The following is a 17,450-nucleotide window of genomic DNA, read 5'->3' on the forward strand; positions in this document are numbered from 1 at the left end:
TCTTATTCCCCCTTTGCCTTGCCTGGCGTATTCAGCCTGGCTGCGTCCTTGCGGACGTCTTCGATATTTTCGAGTTCGACCGCAATTTCGGTCGGTGCCATTTCGTCCAGCGCCTCATCGACCGGCGCGCCGAGCGCGCGGGCCACGACCCGTTCCAAGGCAAACAAGGTGATGAGAATGCCGCCGCCGACGATCGGCACATAGTCCCAGGCGCCGGAAATGCCGAGCGCCGGCATGGTGGTTGCCGCGGTAAGGCTGATGAGGCTGCCGCCATACCAGATCATGCCGATGCCGAAGGCGAGAATGACGATGTCGGAGATCATCCGCAGCCACCTCTTGGCTGCCGGAGGAAGCACGTAAAGCAGCACGTCGAAACCCATGTGGTTGTTTTCACGCACGCCGACCGCGGCGCCGAGAAAGATGAACCAGCTCATCAGGATGACAGCGCCGGGTTCCGTCCAGCTGGGGGAATCGTTGAGAACGTAGCGGCAGAAAACCTGCCAGGCGACGACCGCCGTCATGACGACCAGACCAACCCCCGCCAGGTATAGAACCAACGTGTTGAGCCTGGAAAGAATGGGCAGTCCTGTCTTGAAATGCGCAGACATGGGTAAGCGTCTCCTGACCTTTCAGTGAAAGGCTGGACGAAGTCCTGGAATGATCGGTGATGCGCTGACCGCCCCCGGTCGGTTCGCCAGGGGCGGCCGAACTGTCAGCTGTTACTTTGTCGCCTGAACGTCGGCGACGAGCTTCTTCAGCACTTGGTCCTTGACGTGCTTTTCATAGACCGGCTTCATCGCGTCGATAAAGCCTTGCTTCTCGACCTCGTTGATCTGGGCACCCGCCTTTTCGACGGTAGCCCGAGATTCCGAGGTCTTCTTTGCCCAAAGCTCGCGCTGCTTGGCAACGCTGTCCTTGGCGGCCTGCTTGAACAGCGCCTGATCTTCCGGCGTCAGCTTGTCGAAGACGGCTTTGTTCATGACGAACACTTCCGGCAGGATCGTGTGCTGATCCTCGGAGAAATACTTGGCGACTTCGAAATGCTTGGCGGTGTCGTAGCTCGGGTAGTTGTTTTCAGCACCGTCGATAACGCCGGTTTCGACCGAGGAATAGACCTCGCCATAGGGCATCGGCGTGGCGTTTGCACCGAGCGCTGCGGTCATATCGACAAAGATATCCGACTGGATGACGCGGAACTTGAGACCCTTCATGTCGGCCACGGTCTTGATCGGCTTTTTCGAATTGTAGAAGGAACGCGAACCGGCGTCGTAAAAGGCAAGCGCCACCAGGCCGGCCGGCTCGAAAGCCGCCTTGATCTGGTCGCCGATCGGTCCGTCCATCACCGTGTGCATGTGTTCTTCCGAACGGAAGATATATGGGAGCGCCGGTACGATGGTTTCCTTGACAGTGCCGTTGAACGGCGCCATCGACACGCGGTTGAGTTCGATCACGCCGGAGCGGACCTGCTCGATCGTATCCTTTTCTTCGCCCAGCTGCGCCGAGTGATAGACCTCGACGGAATAGCGGCCGGCTGTGCGTTCCTTGATGAGTTCACCGAAATATTTGACGCCCTCGACGGTCGGATAACCGTCCGGATGGGTGTCGGACGATTTCAGCACGGTCTGCGCGGCAGCCGAGCCCAGCATCATCAGCGAAGCGATGGCGACACCGGTCATCAGTTTGGTCATGTGAAACATGTATTTCCTCCCAGATCGCGGACGATCGCCCGCGCAGTTGCAATCATCGACATCCCACGGCAAGACATCATCAGGACATGCGTCCTGACGTGCTTATGCCTCGGCAGTGGATTGTTTCAGCCGTTCCTCCTACGGTTGAGCACAAGAGGTAAAAGACAAAATTGATCATGTCAACATACCAAAACGTATCAGATGTATGATGACTTTTCGGTCGCCTGTCTTCTGTTGGTGCGCTAGTCTTGGCGACGAGACTGCAGCAGGGAGGGTTGTCTGTGTCACATCCGAAAAAATTGCGCACCGGCGTGATTGGCCTTGGCATGAGCGCCCCGCCGCATGCGCTGAGCCTGCTGGCGCTGCACGACCGCGTGGAAGTGGCGGGCGTCTTCAGCCCGACGGCTTCCCGCCGCGCCGCGTTTGCCGAACAGTTCGAGCTGCCGGTCGTTGACAGCGCAGAAGCGATATTCGAGGATGCTTCGATCGACTACGTCATCATCCTGACGCCCCCGAACAGCCATCTGGAGCTGGTTCGGAAGGCGGCGGCATGTGGCAAACATGTTCTTTTGGAAAAGCCGCTGGATGTGACGCTGGCGCGATCGCAGCAACTGGTAGAGACAGCGCGACAGGCCGGAATCCGGTTGGGGATTGTCTTTCAGCGGCGATTCAGACCCACATTCGTGCAGGCAGCCAGGCTTTTGTCCGAAGGCGAACTGGGCGACATCGTCTCGGTGTCGATGCGGCTCAGCAATTGGCGCCCTCAGAGCTATTACGACGAACCGGGCCGCGGCACGCTTTCACGCGATGGCGGCGGGGTTTTGTTGACGCAGGCAATCCATACGATCGACCAGATGATCACGCTTGCGGGCCTGCCGACCGAGGTAAGCGGCCTTGCGGTGACAAGCGCATTGCACCGCATGGAAACCGAGGATCTTGTGCATGCCGTCCTGCGTTTCGAGAACGGTGCGATCGGTTCTCTCAGCGCCACCACCGCCGCCTATCCGGGCTACCCGGACGAGATCGAAATTCTCGGCACCAGGGGCTCGGCCCGGCTGGGCAGCGAGAATGGCCTGATCATGCTGATGGACGGGCGCCGGATCGAACTGACGGACAGCACCGAGGCCGGCGGCACGGGCGCCGATCCGATGGCCTTTTCCCACCACAATCATCTTGCCCTGCACGAGGCGTTCATCGATGCGATTGCTGAAGGACGGGACCCGCCGGCCTCCGGCGAGGACGCACTCAAGGCGCACCGCCTGATTTCCGCAATTCTGCGCGCGGCCGCCGGAGGCGGAACCGTGCCGGTCTAAGCATCTCACCGACCTCTCCCCCGTTCAGTCGGCAAATTCCGGTTCGGTGCGCATCAGCTGCCGGCGGATGCTTTCCATATGCAGGCGCGCGCTTTCCGGATCGCCCTCGCGCATTTCCAGATAGGTTTTCTGGGCGATATCGGCCGGCACCGGTTTCAGTTCGCGGCCGGTGGACATGGCGAGCAGTTGCACTTCCGCCGCACGTTCCAGATAATAGAGATCATCGAATGCCTCGGCGATGGTCGGCCCGAGCACCATGACGCCGTGGTTTTTCAGGAACACGATATCCGCATCGCCCATTGCGCGCGCAATGCGCAGGCCCTCGCTGTCATCCAGCGCCAGACCATTATAGTTTTCGTCGATGGCCGTGCGGCCATAAAATTTCAGCGCCGTCTGGCCGGCCCAGACCAGCGGTTCGCCCTCCAGCATGGAAAGCGCCGTGGCATAGGGCATGTGGGTATGGAAGGCGGCGGTGGCGCGCGGCAGGGTCTTGTGAAGCTGCGCGTGAATGTAGAAGGCGGTTGCCTCCGGTTTGCCACTGCCGGCCACGACATTGCCGTTGAAATCGCAGACCAGAAGCTGGGAGGCCGTGATTTCGGCAAAGGCCCAGCCATAGGGGTTCACGAGAAACAGGTCCTCGTGGCCAGGAACGACGGCTGAAAAGTGGTTACAGATGCCTTCCTGCAGGCCCAGTTTTGCCGCCATGCGGAAAGATGCCGCGAGATCGATACGCGCCTCGCGGATGGCGTTGCTGTCCAGCGTCAGGTTGCGCAGGACGGCCGGGGTGGAGATGGTCTTCAGTTCGTGAGCCATGAAATTCTCCTTGATCGTTATCAGCGATGAACGGCAAGCGCATTGTCGTAGAGCGAACAGAATTCGGCAGACACATCCGAAGCGATGGAGGCGATCAGCGGCGACAGCCGCGACGACGGATTGTCGAGATAGACGGCGAAGTAATCGGTCGCCGGAAAGGGGTGGCGGACGTTCAGCACTTTCAGAGTGCCGAGTCTCAGCTCGTTCTGGATGACGATGGGTGGCAGTACGGCGATGCCGATGCCGGCCGCCACCATACTGATCGTCGTTGCCAGCGAGTTGGAATAATGCACGACGCCCTGGCCGAGAGAATTGGTCGGCAGATATTCGACCATGCGCTTGTAAGCCTGCGTGCCGACTTCATAGGAAATGATCGGGTTCAGCATCAGGTCGGCGCGGGTCATCGCCTCTTCGTCTGAGGGAAAGGCGCTGTTGGCAATCCAGAACATGCCCAGCGTACACAGATCGACAATCCGGTATTTCTCGACATTGGGGCCATGAAAGCCGAGGATGATATCGAGTTCGCGCTTTTCCAGCTTGGATAGGATCGTTTGCGAGGCATCCGTGGTGACGGACACACGCACACGCGGAAACCGCTGCCGGAGCGTTTCCATGATGCCGGGAAGAATGGCGAGCGCCATGGAGGGCACAAGGCCGATGCGCACCGTGCCTTCCACGGTTTCGGGCGGGGCAACATCGCTGACAAGGCGATTGTAGCGGGCAATGATGTCGCGCGCGCCGGACACGAAGGATCGCCCTTCGCGGGTCAGGTGCACGTCGCGGGTGTCACGTTCGAAAAGGCGGATACCGAGTTCCTGTTCGATGGCCGAAATGCGGTTGGAAATGGCGGCCGGGGTAATGTTCATGCGGTCGGCGGTAACGCGGAAACTTCGAAGTTCCGCAAGCCAGACCACGGTTTCAAGGAAACGAATATTCATCGCGTGAACGCGCCTCACCGTTTTGTCGACCGATCATGCGCATTATTCGCGTCCAGATTGTCGTAAGCTGCTGTTTTTCACAGACTATGTTCCCGACCGTCACGTTACACCGTAGGGGTGAGATGGCAACGGCGGGCCGGTTGAGTTAGCGTTATCATCGCAAAAAGAAGGTCCGGATTTGACCCGGACCCCGACTGTCGAAAAGCTTAGGCGAGCTTGGCCAGAACCTTTGCGGTGGCACCGGTCATGTCACCCAGCTTCTGCACCTTGTCGCGCACGCTGGCTTCGCGCTTCTTGCCGGTTTCCTGACGTTTCAGCGCCTCTTGCGAAACCGCACGCACTTCATCACGCGGGATGACCAGGACGCCGCTTTCATCTGCAAGGATCGCGTCACCCGGCATCACCACGGCACCGCCGCAGCTGACCGGGATGTTGAAACCGCCGCCGAGATCGTAAAGCCGTGTCGTGATCGGCGAGAGACCGCGCGACCACATCGGAAAATCCGAATCCTGGATTTCGGTGAGGTCGGTGCAGGGGCCGTCGACGATACCGGCAACAGCACCCGATGCCTTGGCGGCAACGGTCACACCGCCGCCCCAGCAGGCGTATTTGTCATCCCCCAGACGATCGACGACGAGAATGTCGCCCGGCCGCAGCTGGCCGGTTGCGTGGTGCAGCAGGGTCGAGTCAGGTCCGGCAATGGCCAGTGTCACGGCGGTGCCGACGACGCGGCGACCGGGCAGCAGCGGCTGGATCTGCCGGTCCATGAAGCCGAACAGACGCCAGTGACCGACAGTCGCGGTTTCGACGCCGGCGAGAAGATCGAGGTCTTCTTGGGGGATCTGCTCGGGCATGTCCTTGATGACGTACATGGTCAAGATCTCCTTGGTTCAAGCGCAGGCGAGGCGGCGATGCTGCGTCATCGGGATGAGGTTGCGCACTCTGCTGATCTCCTTGGCGTCGATGCGAGCAGTGACGAAACCGACCGGATCGGAAGCGCGGGCAATTGTGTGGCCCCATGGATCGCAGACCAGCGAGTGGCCGTAGCAGGAACGTTTTTCACCGTTGACGGTGACGCTGCCCGTCTGGCCGCAGGCGACGAAATAGGTCTGGGTTTCAATGGCACGCGCACGCGCCAGCACTTCCCAATGGTCCTTGCCGGTCTGTAGCGTGAAGGCGGCAGGCAGCACGATGACGTCGCAACCGGCCTTTTCGAGCTGCAAAAACAGTTCGAAGAAGCGGATGTCGTAGCAGATGGCGCAACCGACCTTCATGCCATCGATCTCATAGGTGACGATATCATCGCCCGGCTTGACGGTGGCAGATTCCTTGTAGGCTGTGCCATCCGGTGCCACGATGTCGAACATGTGGATTTTTCGGTAGGCCGCAACTTCCTTGCCTTCGCGGTTGAACACGAAAGACGTGTTATAAATGCGGTTTTCGCCCTCGACCTTTTCCATGATCGTGCCGGCATGGACAAAGACTTTGTTCTCGCGGGCAAAATCCTGCGCCATCGTGTAGGCGGCACCGCCGGCCGGTTCGGCCAAAGCCAGCTTTTCTTCGGTCGTGGTGCCGAGCAGCTCGAAATATTCAGGCAGGACGATCAGGTCCGGCTGGTCGGTCTTCAGTGCCTCGGTCATCAGATCGTAGGTGATCTTCAGGTTGGCGGCGCGGTCCTGCTGCGGGTTGGTCTGGATCAGGCTGATTTTCATGGACAATTCCTCCGAATGGCGATGTCGCTCAGGCGACGATCTTTTCCTGCTTGAGTGCGTTGATCGTGGACATGATGCCGGCGCGCAGCGCCATGTTCTGGGTGGCGACGACCAGCATTTCTGCGCCTTCTTCCAGCGCGAAGGTGCGCTCCGCAGGCGTCCAGGCAGGCATGATCCACTTCTTGCCGGCGTCGCGGGCGGCCTTGGCGATGCGGGACAGGTCGCGGCGGTCTTCATCGTTAAAGGCATAGGCGCCACGGCCGCAGGCAAGCGCCAGGTCGGACGGTCCTGGGAACAGGCCATCGACGGTTTCGAGCGCTGCGATCTTTTCCACATCGGCAAGGCTCTCGGCCGTCTCGATCATCGCGTAACATTTGGTCCGCTTGTTTTCCTTCTCGAAGGCATCGGAAGACGGGCGGGTGTAACCGAACACGCGTCCACCGGCATAGGACCGGATGCCGAGCAGCGGATATTTCGCCGCCTTGGTCACCTCGCGGGCATGATCGACGCCGAGGATATGCGGCAGGATCACGCCATCGGACCCGAAGTCGAGGGCCTGCTGGATCGCCTCTGTGGTCGGCGCGATGACCTTAGTCAGGGCCGGAATGCCGAGTGAGTTGGAGAAGGCCAGGAACTGGTCGAGCGTGGCGAGATCGAACGTGCCATGTTCCAGTTCGATGACGAGCTGACTGACGCCGCAGGTTTTGGCGATTTCGAGAAAGCCGAAATGCGGTTGCGACATCCAGAGCGCGATATTGTCCATTTCAGTAGTCTCCATTGCAATTCAGTTATTTGCCCATGGTCCTGGAGAGACCGAGCGTACGTTCGATGAGGAAGATGATGGCAAGGGTGGCGGCGACGAGGACGACGGATACGGCGGCCGTCATCGGGTCGGTCTGGCTTTCGACATAGTCGAAAATTTCGACCGGCAGCGTGCGCAGGCGAGGGCCCGTGATGAACAGCGAGATCACCACTTCGTCGAAGGAAAGGAGGAAGGAAAGCGCGGCGCTGGCGATGAAACCGGGCATCATCAAGGGCAGGGTGATACGGCGAACCACCGTGAAGGGTGAAGCGCCGAGCATGGTGGCCGCATCCTCCACCGAGGGCGGCAGGGTGGAAAATGCCGTCAGCATGATGCGGATCACGTAAGGCGTGGTGATGATCAGGTGGGCGATGATCAGGCCCGTATAGGTGCCGAGCAGGCGTGCCTGCACGAAGACCAGAAGGATAGCGAGGCCGAGCACGATGGATGGCAGCAGGAGAGGGGCCGTGAACAGGTTCAAGAGGAATTCGCGACCGATGAATTTTCTCCGGCGGATGGCGAAGGCGGCGGGCACGCCGGCGGCAAGGCCCAGCACCGTCACCGTAATGGCGATGACAAAACTGATCCACAGCGCCTGCGCAAAACCAGCATGCGAGAACATCGCGGCATACCAGCGAAGGCCCCAGCTTTCCGGCGGGAAAGTGATGTAGCTGTCATTGCTGAAGGACAAGGGCAGCACGATCAGGATGGGTGCCAGCAGGAAGAGATAGATGCAGGCGACGAGGAGCCTGAACGGAAGGGTCAATTGGCCGATCATGTCAGGTTCCTCCTTAATCGAAGCGCTTGACGACGCGGGAATAGACCGCGAGCGCAAGGCCGAAGATGATGAGCACGATGACGGAGATTGCCGCGGCAGTGGGCCATTCCAGCTGGATGACGGCCTGGTCGTAGATCTCTGTCGCCAGCAGGAAGACACGTCCGCCGCCGAGCAGCTTTGGCGTGATGAACGAGCTGATCGAAAGAACGAAGCAGAGCAGGCAACCGAGCGCGATGCCGGGGGCGGTCAAGGGCAGGATTACGCGGCGAAAACGCGTCCAGCGGTTGGCGCCGAGCGAGGCGGCGGCTTCCTCATAGACGTTTTCGAGACGGCCGAAACCGGCGATCAAAGATAGCGCCATGTAGGGAATCAGCACTTCAACCATGCCGGTGAAGACGCCGAGCGTGTTGTTGGTCAGCCGTAGCGGGCTGTCGATTACGCCCGATGACATCAGGATGCCGTTGACCACGCCCTGATCACCCAGAATGACCATCCAGCCATAGGTGCGCACGACGCTGCTGACGAGAAGCGGCGAGACGGTGATGACGAACAGCATGTTGCGCCATTTGGGCGAAACCCGGTGCAGGAATAGCGCGATCGGATAGGCGCAGCAGAGCGTGATCAGCGTGACGCCGAAACCAAGGATGAGCGAATTGGAGACCAGTTCGAAGCTGAAACTGTCGGTGAAGAAATCGACGTAGTTTTCAAGCGTATAATTGTTGGTCAGAACACCGCCGCTGCGGCTTTCGATGAAGGAAATCATGCCGAGCCGGATGACCGGCAGGACGAAGGCGACAAAATTGATGATCGCCATAGGCAGAAGCAGCGCGATCAGCAGGAAGGGAAAGCTTTTCCTACGGGCGGTGCCTTCTGCAATCGGGACGGATGAGGTGATCGCTGCCATGGTTCAGTTCCTTGAACCTTGATCGAACACCTGCATGTCCTGCGGCTTCCACTCACAGAGAAGCTTTTCGCCGCTTTGAAAGCTGTGGCCGGCGCTGGCGGTGTGCACTTCGGTGGTTAGCGTATTGCCGCCGATATCGATGTCGTATTGCACGACGTCGCCGATATAGGTGACGCGCGTGACTTTTCCATGCGCGGCATTGGTGGCCATGCTGACCAGCGAACGGTCGCGGCTTGGCGTCAGGCTGATGCGGTGCGGGCGGATGGCGGCTTTCGCCTTGCCGGAGGCGAGGCCGCGTGTGTTGCAGGGATAAACCGACGCGCCGATACGCACGCGGTCGAGCGCCTCTATCTCGCCGTCGAGAATGTTGGTGCGGCCGACAAAATCGGCGACGAACAGATCGGCGGGACGCTCGTAAATGTCTTCCGGCGTGCCGAGCTGGGCAAGCTTGCCGCGATGCATGACGCCGACCAGATCGCACATCGTGAGTGCTTCCACCTGATCGTGGGTCACGAACACGGTGGTGATCTGCAGGCGCTGCTGGATCTCGCGGATTTCGATGCGCATGTCGTCGCGCAGCTTGGCATCGAGGTTGGACAGCGGCTCGTCTAGAAGGAGAAGGCGGGGGCGGATGACGAGCGCGCGGGCAAGCGCCACACGCTGTTGCTGGCCGCCGGACATTTCCTTGGGCTTGCGGTCGCCGTAACCCGGCAGGCGCACCATTTCGAGCGCTTCTTCCACACGGTCACGCGCCTCGGTGCGGCCAATGCCACGCATTTCCAGACCGAAGGCCACGTTCTGCGCCACCGTCATATGCGGAAACAGAGCGTAATTCTGGAACACGAGGCCGATATCGCGCTTGTGCGGCGGCTTGTGGGAAATGTCGTCACCGTCGATGGTGATCTTGCCTCTGGTGATATCCAGAAGACCGGCGATCATGCGCAGTGTCGTGGTCTTGCCGCAGCCGGAAGGACCGAGAAGCCCTAGCAGCTTGCCCTTCGGCACGTCAATATCAAGATCATCGACGGCCATGTAATCGACGCCGTAGCGCTTGGTTATGCCTTTCAGCCTGAGAAAGGCCTGATCGCCAGTGTTGGTTTCAGCGGCCGGGGTTTCCTGGCGCAGTTCCTGGGTTTGCATGTCGTCACCATGTGCGGATTTGAGGTCGTCGAGGGCAACGGGACCAAGGTCCCGTCACGATGGCGTGGGTGCTCGATCACGCGTGGGAGGACGCGTGCCGCAGGGCAGTTTTCGTGAAATGGACGGGCTCCGGGCCTCGATCTGCCCGGAGCTTTTTGGGCTTAACGTCCGGCCGGGATGATCTTGCGGCGCCAGGGCTGCAGGATATCGTCGCGCATGTCGCCGATCGTCATCCAGTCAACGGCGATCAGCTTTTCGCGCTGGGCCGGGTCCATCATCGGAATGCGCTTGGCGGTGGCTTCATCAACTTCAGTCTTGCTGTTCACCGGAGCGTAGAACATTGCCTTGGCAAAGGCTGCCTGTGCTTCTGGACCGATCGCGTAGTTGATGAAGGCCTGCGTGGCCTCAGGCTCCGATGCCTTCTCGATGGCACTGACGACGTTGATCTGCGATGCCGTGCCTTCGGTCGGACCAACCGATCCCATGCGGCCTTCGGTCTGGTCGAAATAGAACTGTGAACGGGCGTTCCAGCCGATCGAGACATTCGCGGTGCCGTTGGCAACCAGCGTATAGGCGTCCGGCTTCGGCTCCCATGTCTGCACGCGCGGCGCCAGTTCCACCAGCTTGTCGACGCCCGGATCGATCGTGTCCTTGTAGTCTTGCTGACCAGCCAGACGGTTGGAAATGATCGTCAGCAGGATCGCCTGAATGTCGCCGCCGCCCTGTGCAGGCAGCACCACCTTGCCATCCTGCGCCTTGTCCCACAACGTTTCCCAGCTGGTCGGGGCGGTCGGGAAAGCCTTGGAATTGTAGATCAGCGTCAGCGTGTCATAGGTGACCGGAATAGCAGCGCCGCCGAGATCCTTGCCGATATCGGAGACGTCGGCATAATTCGGCAGTTTCGACGTATCGAGTTCGGCAACGAGGCCTTCTTCCTTGGCGATCTTGGCGACCGACAGGTCATAGATCACGGCGTTCACCTGCGGCGCATCGCGCTGGGCGCGCATGTTGCCGAGCGAGGTGGCGGCATTCTGGACGCCGTAATAGTTCACCTTGATGTCGGGATGGGCTTTCATGAAGGGCTCGATGACGGCCTTCTTGTAATTGTCTTCGAACGGACCGCGATACCCCATGACGGTGATATCCGCGGCGTTCGCGCAAACTCCCGACAGTATTGTCGCGGCAAAAAGCGGAGCAGAAAGGACACGGAAGCAGATGCGTTTCATATCGGTATTCCCCTTGTCGGCTTTGGCACTCTTGTTGTTGGGGAAACGATAGGCAGCGCTCTGAGAAGGGTCCAACGACTAAAATCTACTGCGTGTTCAGAAATTCTTTCCGAGAAGGATATTTTAAGAAAAAGAAAATTATCGCTCAACAACGAAGTCAGACAATTATTTTTTTCTATGAGATCCTTTTGTCCGGTATTTATAGAATTTTATTCCGATTTTGGATTTTACCATGGCGGCGCCAAATGCATCTTCGGGTGATGTTTTATTGCATTCATGCATCTTTGGGTGGTGGCCCATCAAAGACTGTCCAAGAAATATCTTGAGAAGGGGCGGCCGCACGTTAGCATGCTGTTATCGCAGCCAAGCTGCATGCAATGCGGAGCGCCCATGGCCACCAATTATATGCTTCTCACCGGCGCCAGCCGTGGCATCGGACACGCCACCGTGAAACTTTTCCAGGAGCATGGATGGCGCATCCTGACGGTTTCGAGGCAGGCTTTCTCGGAGGAATGCCGCTGGCCCTCCGCCCGTGAAAGCCATATCCAGGCCGATCTCGAGGATGTCGACAGCATCGATGCGCTGGCGGCCATGGTTCGCGAGCGCCTGCCCGACGGCAAGCTGGCGGCGCTGGTCAACAATGCCGGCATCTCGCCCAAAGGGCCAGGTGGCACGCGGCTGGGCGTTGCCGATACGGATGCTTCCACCTGGATGCGCGTCCTCAACGTCAATCTTGTCTCGACGGCGCTATTGGCACGGGCGCTCCTGCCCGAACTGCGCGCCGCGCGGGGATCGATCGTCAACGTCACCTCGATCGTCGGTTCGCGCGTGCATCCCTTCGCCGGGGTCGCCTACGCGGCGTCAAAGGCTGGACTTGCGGCACTGACGCGCGAACTGGCGCATGAATTTGGCCCGATGGGAATTCGCGCCAACGCAATCGCGCCGGGCGAGATCGATACCGCCATCCTGTCGCCCGGCACGGCGGAACTGGTTCAGGCGCAGGTCCCCATGAACCGGCTGGGCACAACCCGCGAAGTGGCGCAGACTATCCATTTCCTGTGCACCGAGGCGTCGTCCTATATCAACGGCGCGGAAATCCACATCAATGGCGGGCAACACGTCTGACCGGCCGATGGCTTAAACCCGGCGGCGATGCCGGCAATGATAATCTGGGAACGAAGGACAGACGATGACCATCATGCCGAATTCCATCGAAGGCCGCGACGCTGCCTATCAGATGCACCCAATGGTCAATCACCGCAAATTCGAAAAGACCGGCGGTCTGGTCATCGAATCCGGCGACGGCATCTATGTGTTCGACAACAATGGCAAGCGCTATATCGAAGGTCTGGCCGGCCTGTGGTCGGTGGCTGTCGGCTTTGGCGAAAAGCGTCTGGTCGAGGCAGCAAGAGCGCAGATGGAAAAGCTGCCCTATTACCACAGCTTCGCCTACAAGTCGCACGCGCCCTCGATCGAGCTTGCCGAACTGCTGATCAAGATCGCGCCGGTGCCGATGTCGAAAGTGCATTTCACCTCCTCGGGGTCGGAAGCCAACGATCTTGCCGCCAAGATGGTCTGGTATCGTTCCAATGCGCTCGGTCGAAAGGACAAGAAGAAGATTATCGGCCGCATCAAGGGCTATCACGGCGTAACGATCGCTGCCGGTTCGATCACCGGCCTGCCGCGCAACCATGAAAGCTTCGATCTGCCGCTCGACCGGATGGTGCATACGTCCTGTCCCTCGTATGTGCATTTCGCCCGGGACGGGGAAAGCGAGGCAGATTTCACGGCGCGAATGCTGACGGATCTGGAAGACCTGATCCTGCGCGAAGGGCCTGAGACGATCGCCGCCTTCTGGGGCGAGCCGGTGATGGGCGCCGGTGGCGTTCTCGTGCCGCCGGACGGCTATTGGCAAGGCGTACAGGCCATTCTCAAGAAGCACGATATCCTTCTGGTGATCGATGAAGTGATCTGCGGTTTCGGGCGCACCGGCAAGATGTTCGCCTGCGAGACCTATTGCATCGAACCGGATGTGCTGGTCCTATCGAAGCAGATATCCTCGTCCTACATGCCGCTTTCCGCCATCCTGATGAATGATCGTTTCTATCAGCCGATCGCAGACGAAAGCGATCGCATCGGCGTGTTCGGCCACGGCTTTACCGCCTCGGGCCATCCGGTCGCGACGGCAGTCGGGCTGGAGAATATCAGGATCATCCAGGAGCGCGATCTGGTCGGCAACGCCGCCCGGCTGGAGGAAAAATTCCTTGGCCGCCTGGCCGAACTGGCGAGACACCCGCTGGCCCATTCCGCGCGCGGCGTCGGCCTGTTGGGGGCGCTGGAAATCAAACCCTGGAGAGATGCCGGGCCGGGCAATGCGGCGATTGCCGTGGCCGCCGCGCTGGAGGAAGAGGGCGTGATTGCACGTGCAGTCGGCGAGGCCATCTGCTTCTGCCCGCCGCTGATCATCACTGCCGAGCAGCTCGACGCGATGTTCGGTGCGCTCGGCCGTGCGCTGGATGCCGTTGCCGCCGCGCGCGGCTGATCCCGGGGAAGGGGCATCTTCAGCGCAGAAGCCCCTCCGCCGTATTGTCATCCGGCTGCACCGCATCGCGTGCCGGCGGATGGGACGAGAACGCTTGAAGGACGCCCGTCGATGACGACCCATCCCGCCGCAACCGTGCTCGGCGCAGAACTGAAAACCGGTGCCGATGCCGTGCCGCCGCATCAGGCGGAATGGATCGCGCGCCAGCATTACGGCCTTGTCGGCAAGGCAGAATGGCTGTGGGGCGAAAAGGACAGCAATTATCGTCTGACGCTTGAGGACGGCACGGCCTATCTCCTGAAGATCCTCAACCCTGCCGAGGATCCGCAGGTGACGGCGATGCATAGCCAGGCGCTTCTGCACGTGGAGGTCATGGATCCAACTCTGCCCATCCAGCGCATTATTCCGACCCGCGAGGGTGCAGCGGATTTCCGATTCACAGCGGATGATGGCGGCGAGCGTGGCGTGCGCATGGTTACCTTCGTGCCGGGCATGGCGCAGCGCACGGCACCGCACTCGCCGCTGCAACGGGAAAGGATCGGCGCGCTGTTGGGGCGCATGCAGAAGGCTCTGAAAAGTTTCCAGCACCCGGCCGCGACCCACCGCATCACCTGGGACATGACACATGCGACGGGCATGCGCGACCTGATGGCTGCCTTCACAGACAGCCGTCAGCGAGGGCGGCTGGAACGCGCAATCGACGATTTCGAGGCAGAGATAGTGCCGGTGATGGCGTCATTGCCGGCGCAGGTGATCCACAACGATTTCAACATGGAAAACATTCTGGTCGATCCGGGCAGACCGGACGAGATCACCGGCATCATCGATTTCGGCGACATGGTGCATGCGCCGGTCCTTTTCGATGTCGGCATCGCGGCGGCCTATCAGATCGGCGGCGAGGCCGATCCGGTCGAGGCGATGTGCGATCTGGTCAGAGGCTATCGCCGCGAATGCACGCTATCCGATATGGAAATCGCAAGGCTTCACACCGCGGCCGTGATGCGTCTGGTGATGCGGCTTGCAATCCCGGCGTGGAGGGCACGGCTGTTTCCCAAGGATGCGGCGCGCCTGACCGTTCGCAGCGCCAGTGTGTGGCAACAGCTGGCGCGGCTCGACGCCATTCCGAGGACCGAGGCCGTTGCAAGGCTGCGTGCCGCCAACCGATAAGGATCAGAGGTCCCATGAATAACCCTCCAGCCGATACGCCGCCGATCGCGCCCGCATCCCCGGCCGCCATGGTCAACGGTTTCGATGCCGCCCGGCTCGGCAGTCTGCCGGAACGCGAGCGAAAGCTGATCGAGCGGCGCCAGGCTTTGCTCGGCCCCTCCTACAGGCTGTTTTACGAAACCCCGGTGCATGTCGTGCGGGCCGAAGGGGTATGGCTGTTCGGTCCGGATGGCGAGGCCTATCTCGATGCCTATAACAACGTGCCCTCGGTCGGCCATTGCCACCCGCATGTGGTCAAAGCGATCGCGAGCCAGGCAGCGGAACTCAATACGCATACGCGTTATCTCGGCGAACAGGTCCTTGATTATTCCGAGCGCCTGCTTTCGACGTTTCCGGACGAACTGGACCGGGTCATGTATACCTGCACCGGCAGCGAAGCCGTTGACCTCGCCCTGCGTCTGTCCCGGTATCATACCGGGGGCACCGGCATCATCATCACCGACAACGCCTATCACGGGGTCACGGCAGCGGCCGCGGAAATATCGCCGTCGCTCGGCCCCAACCTGCCGCTTGGCCCGCATGTGATGACGGTGTCGGCCCCCGATGCCCGCTGCGCGCACGGCCATGATGCCGGTGCGGCCTTGGCGAAGGATGTCGCAATGGCCATTGCCCATATGCGCCGCCGCGGCATCGTGCCGGCCGCCTTCATCGCCGACAGTATCTTCTCCACCGACGGCATCTTTTCTGATCCCGCCGGGTTTTTAAAACCGGTGGCGGATCTGCTGCGGAGGGAAGGCATTCTCTACATTGCCGACGAAGTGCAGCCGGGCTTCGGCCGCCTCGGTTCGCATATGTGGGGTTTCCAACGCCACGGCATCACGCCTGATATAACTGTCCTGGGCAAGCCGATGGGCAATGGCATGCCGATTGCGGCGGTCGTGACGAAATCCGATATCCAGGAACGGTTCGGGCAGGATATCCGCTATTTCAATACGTTCGGCGCAAACAACGTGTCGATTGCCGCCGCCTCCGCCGTGCTCGATGTCATCGATGACGAGAGGCTGATGGAGAATGCTAAGGCAGTGGGCGATCACCTGCATGCGGGCCTTGTCCGTTTGCAGGAGCGGTTTCCCGTGATCGGCGACGTCAGGGGGACTGGCCTGTTTCTTGGCGTGGAATTCGTCCGGGACGAGCATGGGCATGAACCGGATGGTGCCGCCGCGCTCTGGGTCGTCAATGCGTTGCGGGAACGGCGCGTGCTGATCAGCGCCTCGGGCAAGAACGGCAATGTCCTGAAAATCAGGCCACCCCTGCCTTTCAGCCGGGATAATGCCGATTTATTCCTCGACACGCTCGAGGTTGTGCTTTCGGAGAGGCGCCGTGGCGCGTAGGCTTGAAGCGGGCGGATTGCGAAAAGGCTTGCCCACGGCGCGCAAGAGGATTGCTCAACCGTCGCTCGACCGGCAAAAGTGAAGGAAAAGGCATGACATTCGGCATCGCATCCAAGGGCGTCTATGCAATCGCCGCCACGCCCTTTCTCAAGGATGGCACGATCGATTTCAATTCGGTCGACAGTCTTACCGATTTCTATCAGGACAGCGGCTGTACCGGCATTACCATCCTCGGCATCATGGGCGAAGCGCCCAAGCTGGAACCCGAGGAAAGCCGTGCCATCATCAAGCGGGTCGTTTCGCGGGCGAGGATCCCAGTCATTGTTGGGGTCTCCGCGCCCGGCTTTGCCGGCATGACCTCGCTTGCGCGCAGCGCAATGGACATGGGCGCCGCCGGCGTGATGATCGCGCCGACCCCCGCCCTTCGCACCGACGAGCAGATCATCGCCTATTTCGCCGGGGCGGTCGAAGCGATTGGCGTGGACGTGCCATGGGTTCTGCAGGATTATCCGCTGACGCTCAATGTCGTCATCTCTGCGGCCGTTATTGCGAAGATCATCGCCAATCACCCGTCCTGCCTGATGCTCAAGCATGAAGACTGGCCGGGTCTCGAAAAGATTTCGAAATTGCGCGCGCTCCAGAATGCCGGGGAGCTGCGGCCATTTTCCATCCTCTGCGGCAATGGCGGCATGTTCCTGGATTTCGAGCCTGAACGTGGGGCCGACGGAGCCATGACCGGTTACGGCTTTCCCGACATGCTCACGGAACTCGTCTCGCTGTTTGCGCAAGGCAAGCGCGATGAGGCGCATGACCTGTTCGACCTGCATCTGCCGCTGATCCGCTACGAGCAGCAACTGGGCATCGGCCTTGCGGTTCGCAAGCATGTTCTGATGCGCCGCGGCGCGATTGCCTGCGATGCGCAACGCAAGCCGGGACAGATGTTATCTGCGACCGCAAAGGCCGAGGTGGATTACCTGTTGTCGCGCATTGCCCGGCACGACAGCCGCGCTGCCTTCAGATAGCTGTCAGCCGGATT

Annotated in this window: 17 protein-coding genes; 6 read left to right on the forward strand and 11 right to left on the reverse strand. The window is 60.4% G+C overall.

Translation table 11 applies throughout. The features are described from left to right. Nucleotides 1-2: 2 nt before the first annotated feature. Together ACQKKX_RS05580 and ACQKKX_RS05585 are read right to left on the reverse strand one after the other, a co-directional pair. The gene (locus ACQKKX_RS05580) at nt 3-608 is read right to left on the reverse strand and encodes a TRAP transporter small permease (RefSeq protein ID WP_427569474.1); all 606 of its coding nucleotides are present in this window, start codon (nt 606-608) and stop codon (nt 3-5) included. A gap of 111 nt (nt 609-719) precedes the next feature. Then, complete coding sequence (locus tag ACQKKX_RS05585; RefSeq protein ID WP_427570093.1) at nt 720-1,688, reverse strand: TRAP transporter substrate-binding protein; 969 nt, start codon at nt 1,686-1,688, stop codon at nt 720-722. 281 nt (nt 1,689-1,969) lie between these two features. Between ACQKKX_RS05585 and ACQKKX_RS05590 the strand changes: the two genes are divergently transcribed. Further along, nucleotides 1,970-3,001, forward strand: a complete 1,032-nt coding sequence (locus ACQKKX_RS05590; protein ID WP_427569475.1) for a Gfo/Idh/MocA family protein — start codon at nt 1,970-1,972, stop codon at nt 2,999-3,001. A gap of 24 nt (nt 3,002-3,025) precedes the next feature. Here ACQKKX_RS05590 and ACQKKX_RS05595 read toward each other — a convergent pair whose 3' ends face one another. The 9 genes from ACQKKX_RS05595 to ACQKKX_RS05635 all read right to left on the reverse strand — a co-directional run bounded on the left by ACQKKX_RS05595 (nt 3,026) and on the right by ACQKKX_RS05635 (nt 11,314). Continuing rightward, nucleotides 3,026-3,814 carry an aldolase gene (locus tag ACQKKX_RS05595; protein ID WP_427569476.1) on the reverse strand — a complete coding sequence of 263 codons (789 nt, stop codon included), beginning with the start codon at nt 3,812-3,814 and terminating at the stop codon, nt 3,026-3,028. A gap of 20 nt (nt 3,815-3,834) precedes the next feature. Continuing rightward, nucleotides 3,835-4,752, reverse strand: coding sequence for a LysR family transcriptional regulator (locus ACQKKX_RS05600; protein WP_427569477.1), 918 nt, complete (start codon nt 4,750-4,752; stop codon nt 3,835-3,837). 206 nt (nt 4,753-4,958) lie between these two features. Next, the gene (locus ACQKKX_RS05605) at nt 4,959-5,624 is read right to left on the reverse strand and encodes an RraA family protein (RefSeq protein ID WP_427569478.1); all 666 of its coding nucleotides are present in this window, start codon (nt 5,622-5,624) and stop codon (nt 4,959-4,961) included. Nucleotides 5,625-5,642: 18 nt separating this feature from the next. Further along, complete coding sequence (locus ACQKKX_RS05610; RefSeq protein ID WP_427569479.1) at nt 5,643-6,464, reverse strand: carbon-nitrogen hydrolase family protein; 822 nt, start codon at nt 6,462-6,464, stop codon at nt 5,643-5,645. 28 nt (nt 6,465-6,492) lie between these two features. Beyond that, on the reverse strand, nt 6,493-7,227 hold the full coding sequence (locus tag ACQKKX_RS05615) for an HpcH/HpaI aldolase family protein (protein WP_427569480.1): 735 nt from the start codon (nt 7,225-7,227) through the stop codon (nt 6,493-6,495). A 25-nt stretch (nt 7,228-7,252) separates the two neighbouring features. Further along, nucleotides 7,253-8,044, reverse strand: a complete 792-nt coding sequence (locus ACQKKX_RS05620) for an ABC transporter permease (protein WP_427569482.1) — start codon at nt 8,042-8,044, stop codon at nt 7,253-7,255. A gap of 13 nt (nt 8,045-8,057) precedes the next feature. After that, nucleotides 8,058-8,948, reverse strand: coding sequence for an ABC transporter permease (locus ACQKKX_RS05625; RefSeq protein WP_427569484.1), 891 nt, complete (start codon nt 8,946-8,948; stop codon nt 8,058-8,060). Nucleotides 8,949-8,951: 3 nt separating this feature from the next. Beyond that, a complete protein-coding gene (locus ACQKKX_RS05630) occupies nt 8,952-10,088 on the reverse strand; it encodes an ABC transporter ATP-binding protein (RefSeq protein ID WP_427569485.1) in 1,137 nt (378 codons plus the stop codon). Nucleotides 10,089-10,249: 161 nt separating this feature from the next. Next, nucleotides 10,250-11,314, reverse strand: coding sequence for an extracellular solute-binding protein (locus tag ACQKKX_RS05635; protein ID WP_427569486.1), 1,065 nt, complete (start codon nt 11,312-11,314; stop codon nt 10,250-10,252). A 390-nt stretch (nt 11,315-11,704) separates the two neighbouring features. On the opposite strand from ACQKKX_RS05635, the gene ACQKKX_RS05640 reads away from it, so the two are divergent. The 5 genes from ACQKKX_RS05640 (at nt 11,705) to ACQKKX_RS05660 (ending at nt 17,436) form a co-directional block, all read left to right on the forward strand. Further along, nucleotides 11,705-12,439 (forward strand): SDR family NAD(P)-dependent oxidoreductase, encoded by a 735-nt coding sequence (locus ACQKKX_RS05640; RefSeq protein ID WP_427569488.1) that lies wholly within the window; start codon nt 11,705-11,707, stop codon nt 12,437-12,439. A 64-nt stretch (nt 12,440-12,503) separates the two neighbouring features. Next, on the forward strand, nt 12,504-13,856 hold the full coding sequence (locus ACQKKX_RS05645; RefSeq protein ID WP_427569489.1) for an aspartate aminotransferase family protein: 1,353 nt from the start codon (nt 12,504-12,506) through the stop codon (nt 13,854-13,856). Between the two features lie 111 nt (nt 13,857-13,967). Next, a complete protein-coding gene (locus ACQKKX_RS05650) occupies nt 13,968-15,023 on the forward strand; it encodes a phosphotransferase (RefSeq protein WP_427569490.1) in 1,056 nt (351 codons plus the stop codon). 68 nt (nt 15,024-15,091) lie between these two features. Continuing rightward, nucleotides 15,092-16,414, forward strand: a complete 1,323-nt coding sequence (locus ACQKKX_RS05655) for an aspartate aminotransferase family protein (protein WP_427570094.1) — start codon at nt 15,092-15,094, stop codon at nt 16,412-16,414. Nucleotides 16,415-16,506: 92 nt separating this feature from the next. Beyond that, nucleotides 16,507-17,436, forward strand: coding sequence for a dihydrodipicolinate synthase family protein (locus ACQKKX_RS05660; protein ID WP_427569491.1), 930 nt, complete (start codon nt 16,507-16,509; stop codon nt 17,434-17,436). Nucleotides 17,437-17,450: the final 14 nt, after the last annotated feature.

The organism is Neorhizobium sp. NPDC001467 (genome assembly GCF_050275975.1).
In the GTDB taxonomy this organism is placed as follows: domain Bacteria; phylum Pseudomonadota; class Alphaproteobacteria; order Rhizobiales; family Rhizobiaceae; genus Neorhizobium.

What these genes read in the sequence shown, in the direction of transcription:
- ACQKKX_RS05580 (WP_427569474.1), bottom strand. Translation starts at nt 608, where the DNA reads ATGTCTGCGCATTTCAAGACAGGACTGCCCATTCTTTCCAGGCTCAAC.
- ACQKKX_RS05585 (WP_427570093.1), bottom strand. Translation starts at nt 1,688, where the DNA reads ATGACCAAACTGATGACCGGTGTCGCCATCGCTTCGCTGATGATGCTG.
- ACQKKX_RS05595 (WP_427569476.1), bottom strand. Translation starts at nt 3,814, where the DNA reads ATGGCTCACGAACTGAAGACCATCTCCACCCCGGCCGTCCTGCGCAAC.
- ACQKKX_RS05600 (WP_427569477.1), bottom strand. Translation starts at nt 4,752, where the DNA reads ATGAATATTCGTTTCCTTGAAACCGTGGTCTGGCTTGCGGAACTTCGA.
- ACQKKX_RS05605 (WP_427569478.1), bottom strand. Translation starts at nt 5,624, where the DNA reads ATGTACGTCATCAAGGACATGCCCGAGCAGATCCCCCAAGAAGACCTC.
- ACQKKX_RS05610 (WP_427569479.1), bottom strand. Translation starts at nt 6,464, where the DNA reads ATGAAAATCAGCCTGATCCAGACCAACCCGCAGCAGGACCGCGCCGCC.
- ACQKKX_RS05615 (WP_427569480.1), bottom strand. Translation starts at nt 7,227, where the DNA reads ATGGACAATATCGCGCTCTGGATGTCGCAACCGCATTTCGGCTTTCTC.
- ACQKKX_RS05620 (WP_427569482.1), bottom strand. Translation starts at nt 8,044, where the DNA reads ATGATCGGCCAATTGACCCTTCCGTTCAGGCTCCTCGTCGCCTGCATC.
- ACQKKX_RS05625 (WP_427569484.1), bottom strand. Translation starts at nt 8,948, where the DNA reads ATGGCAGCGATCACCTCATCCGTCCCGATTGCAGAAGGCACCGCCCGT.
- ACQKKX_RS05630 (WP_427569485.1), bottom strand. Translation starts at nt 10,088, where the DNA reads ATGCAAACCCAGGAACTGCGCCAGGAAACCCCGGCCGCTGAAACCAAC.
- ACQKKX_RS05635 (WP_427569486.1), bottom strand. Translation starts at nt 11,314, where the DNA reads ATGAAACGCATCTGCTTCCGTGTCCTTTCTGCTCCGCTTTTTGCCGCG.
- ACQKKX_RS05640 (WP_427569488.1), top strand. Translation starts at nt 11,705, where the DNA reads ATGGCCACCAATTATATGCTTCTCACCGGCGCCAGCCGTGGCATCGGA.
- ACQKKX_RS05645 (WP_427569489.1), top strand. Translation starts at nt 12,504, where the DNA reads ATGACCATCATGCCGAATTCCATCGAAGGCCGCGACGCTGCCTATCAG.
- ACQKKX_RS05650 (WP_427569490.1), top strand. Translation starts at nt 13,968, where the DNA reads ATGACGACCCATCCCGCCGCAACCGTGCTCGGCGCAGAACTGAAAACC.
- ACQKKX_RS05655 (WP_427570094.1), top strand. Translation starts at nt 15,092, where the DNA reads ATGGTCAACGGTTTCGATGCCGCCCGGCTCGGCAGTCTGCCGGAACGC.
- ACQKKX_RS05660 (WP_427569491.1), top strand. Translation starts at nt 16,507, where the DNA reads ATGACATTCGGCATCGCATCCAAGGGCGTCTATGCAATCGCCGCCACG.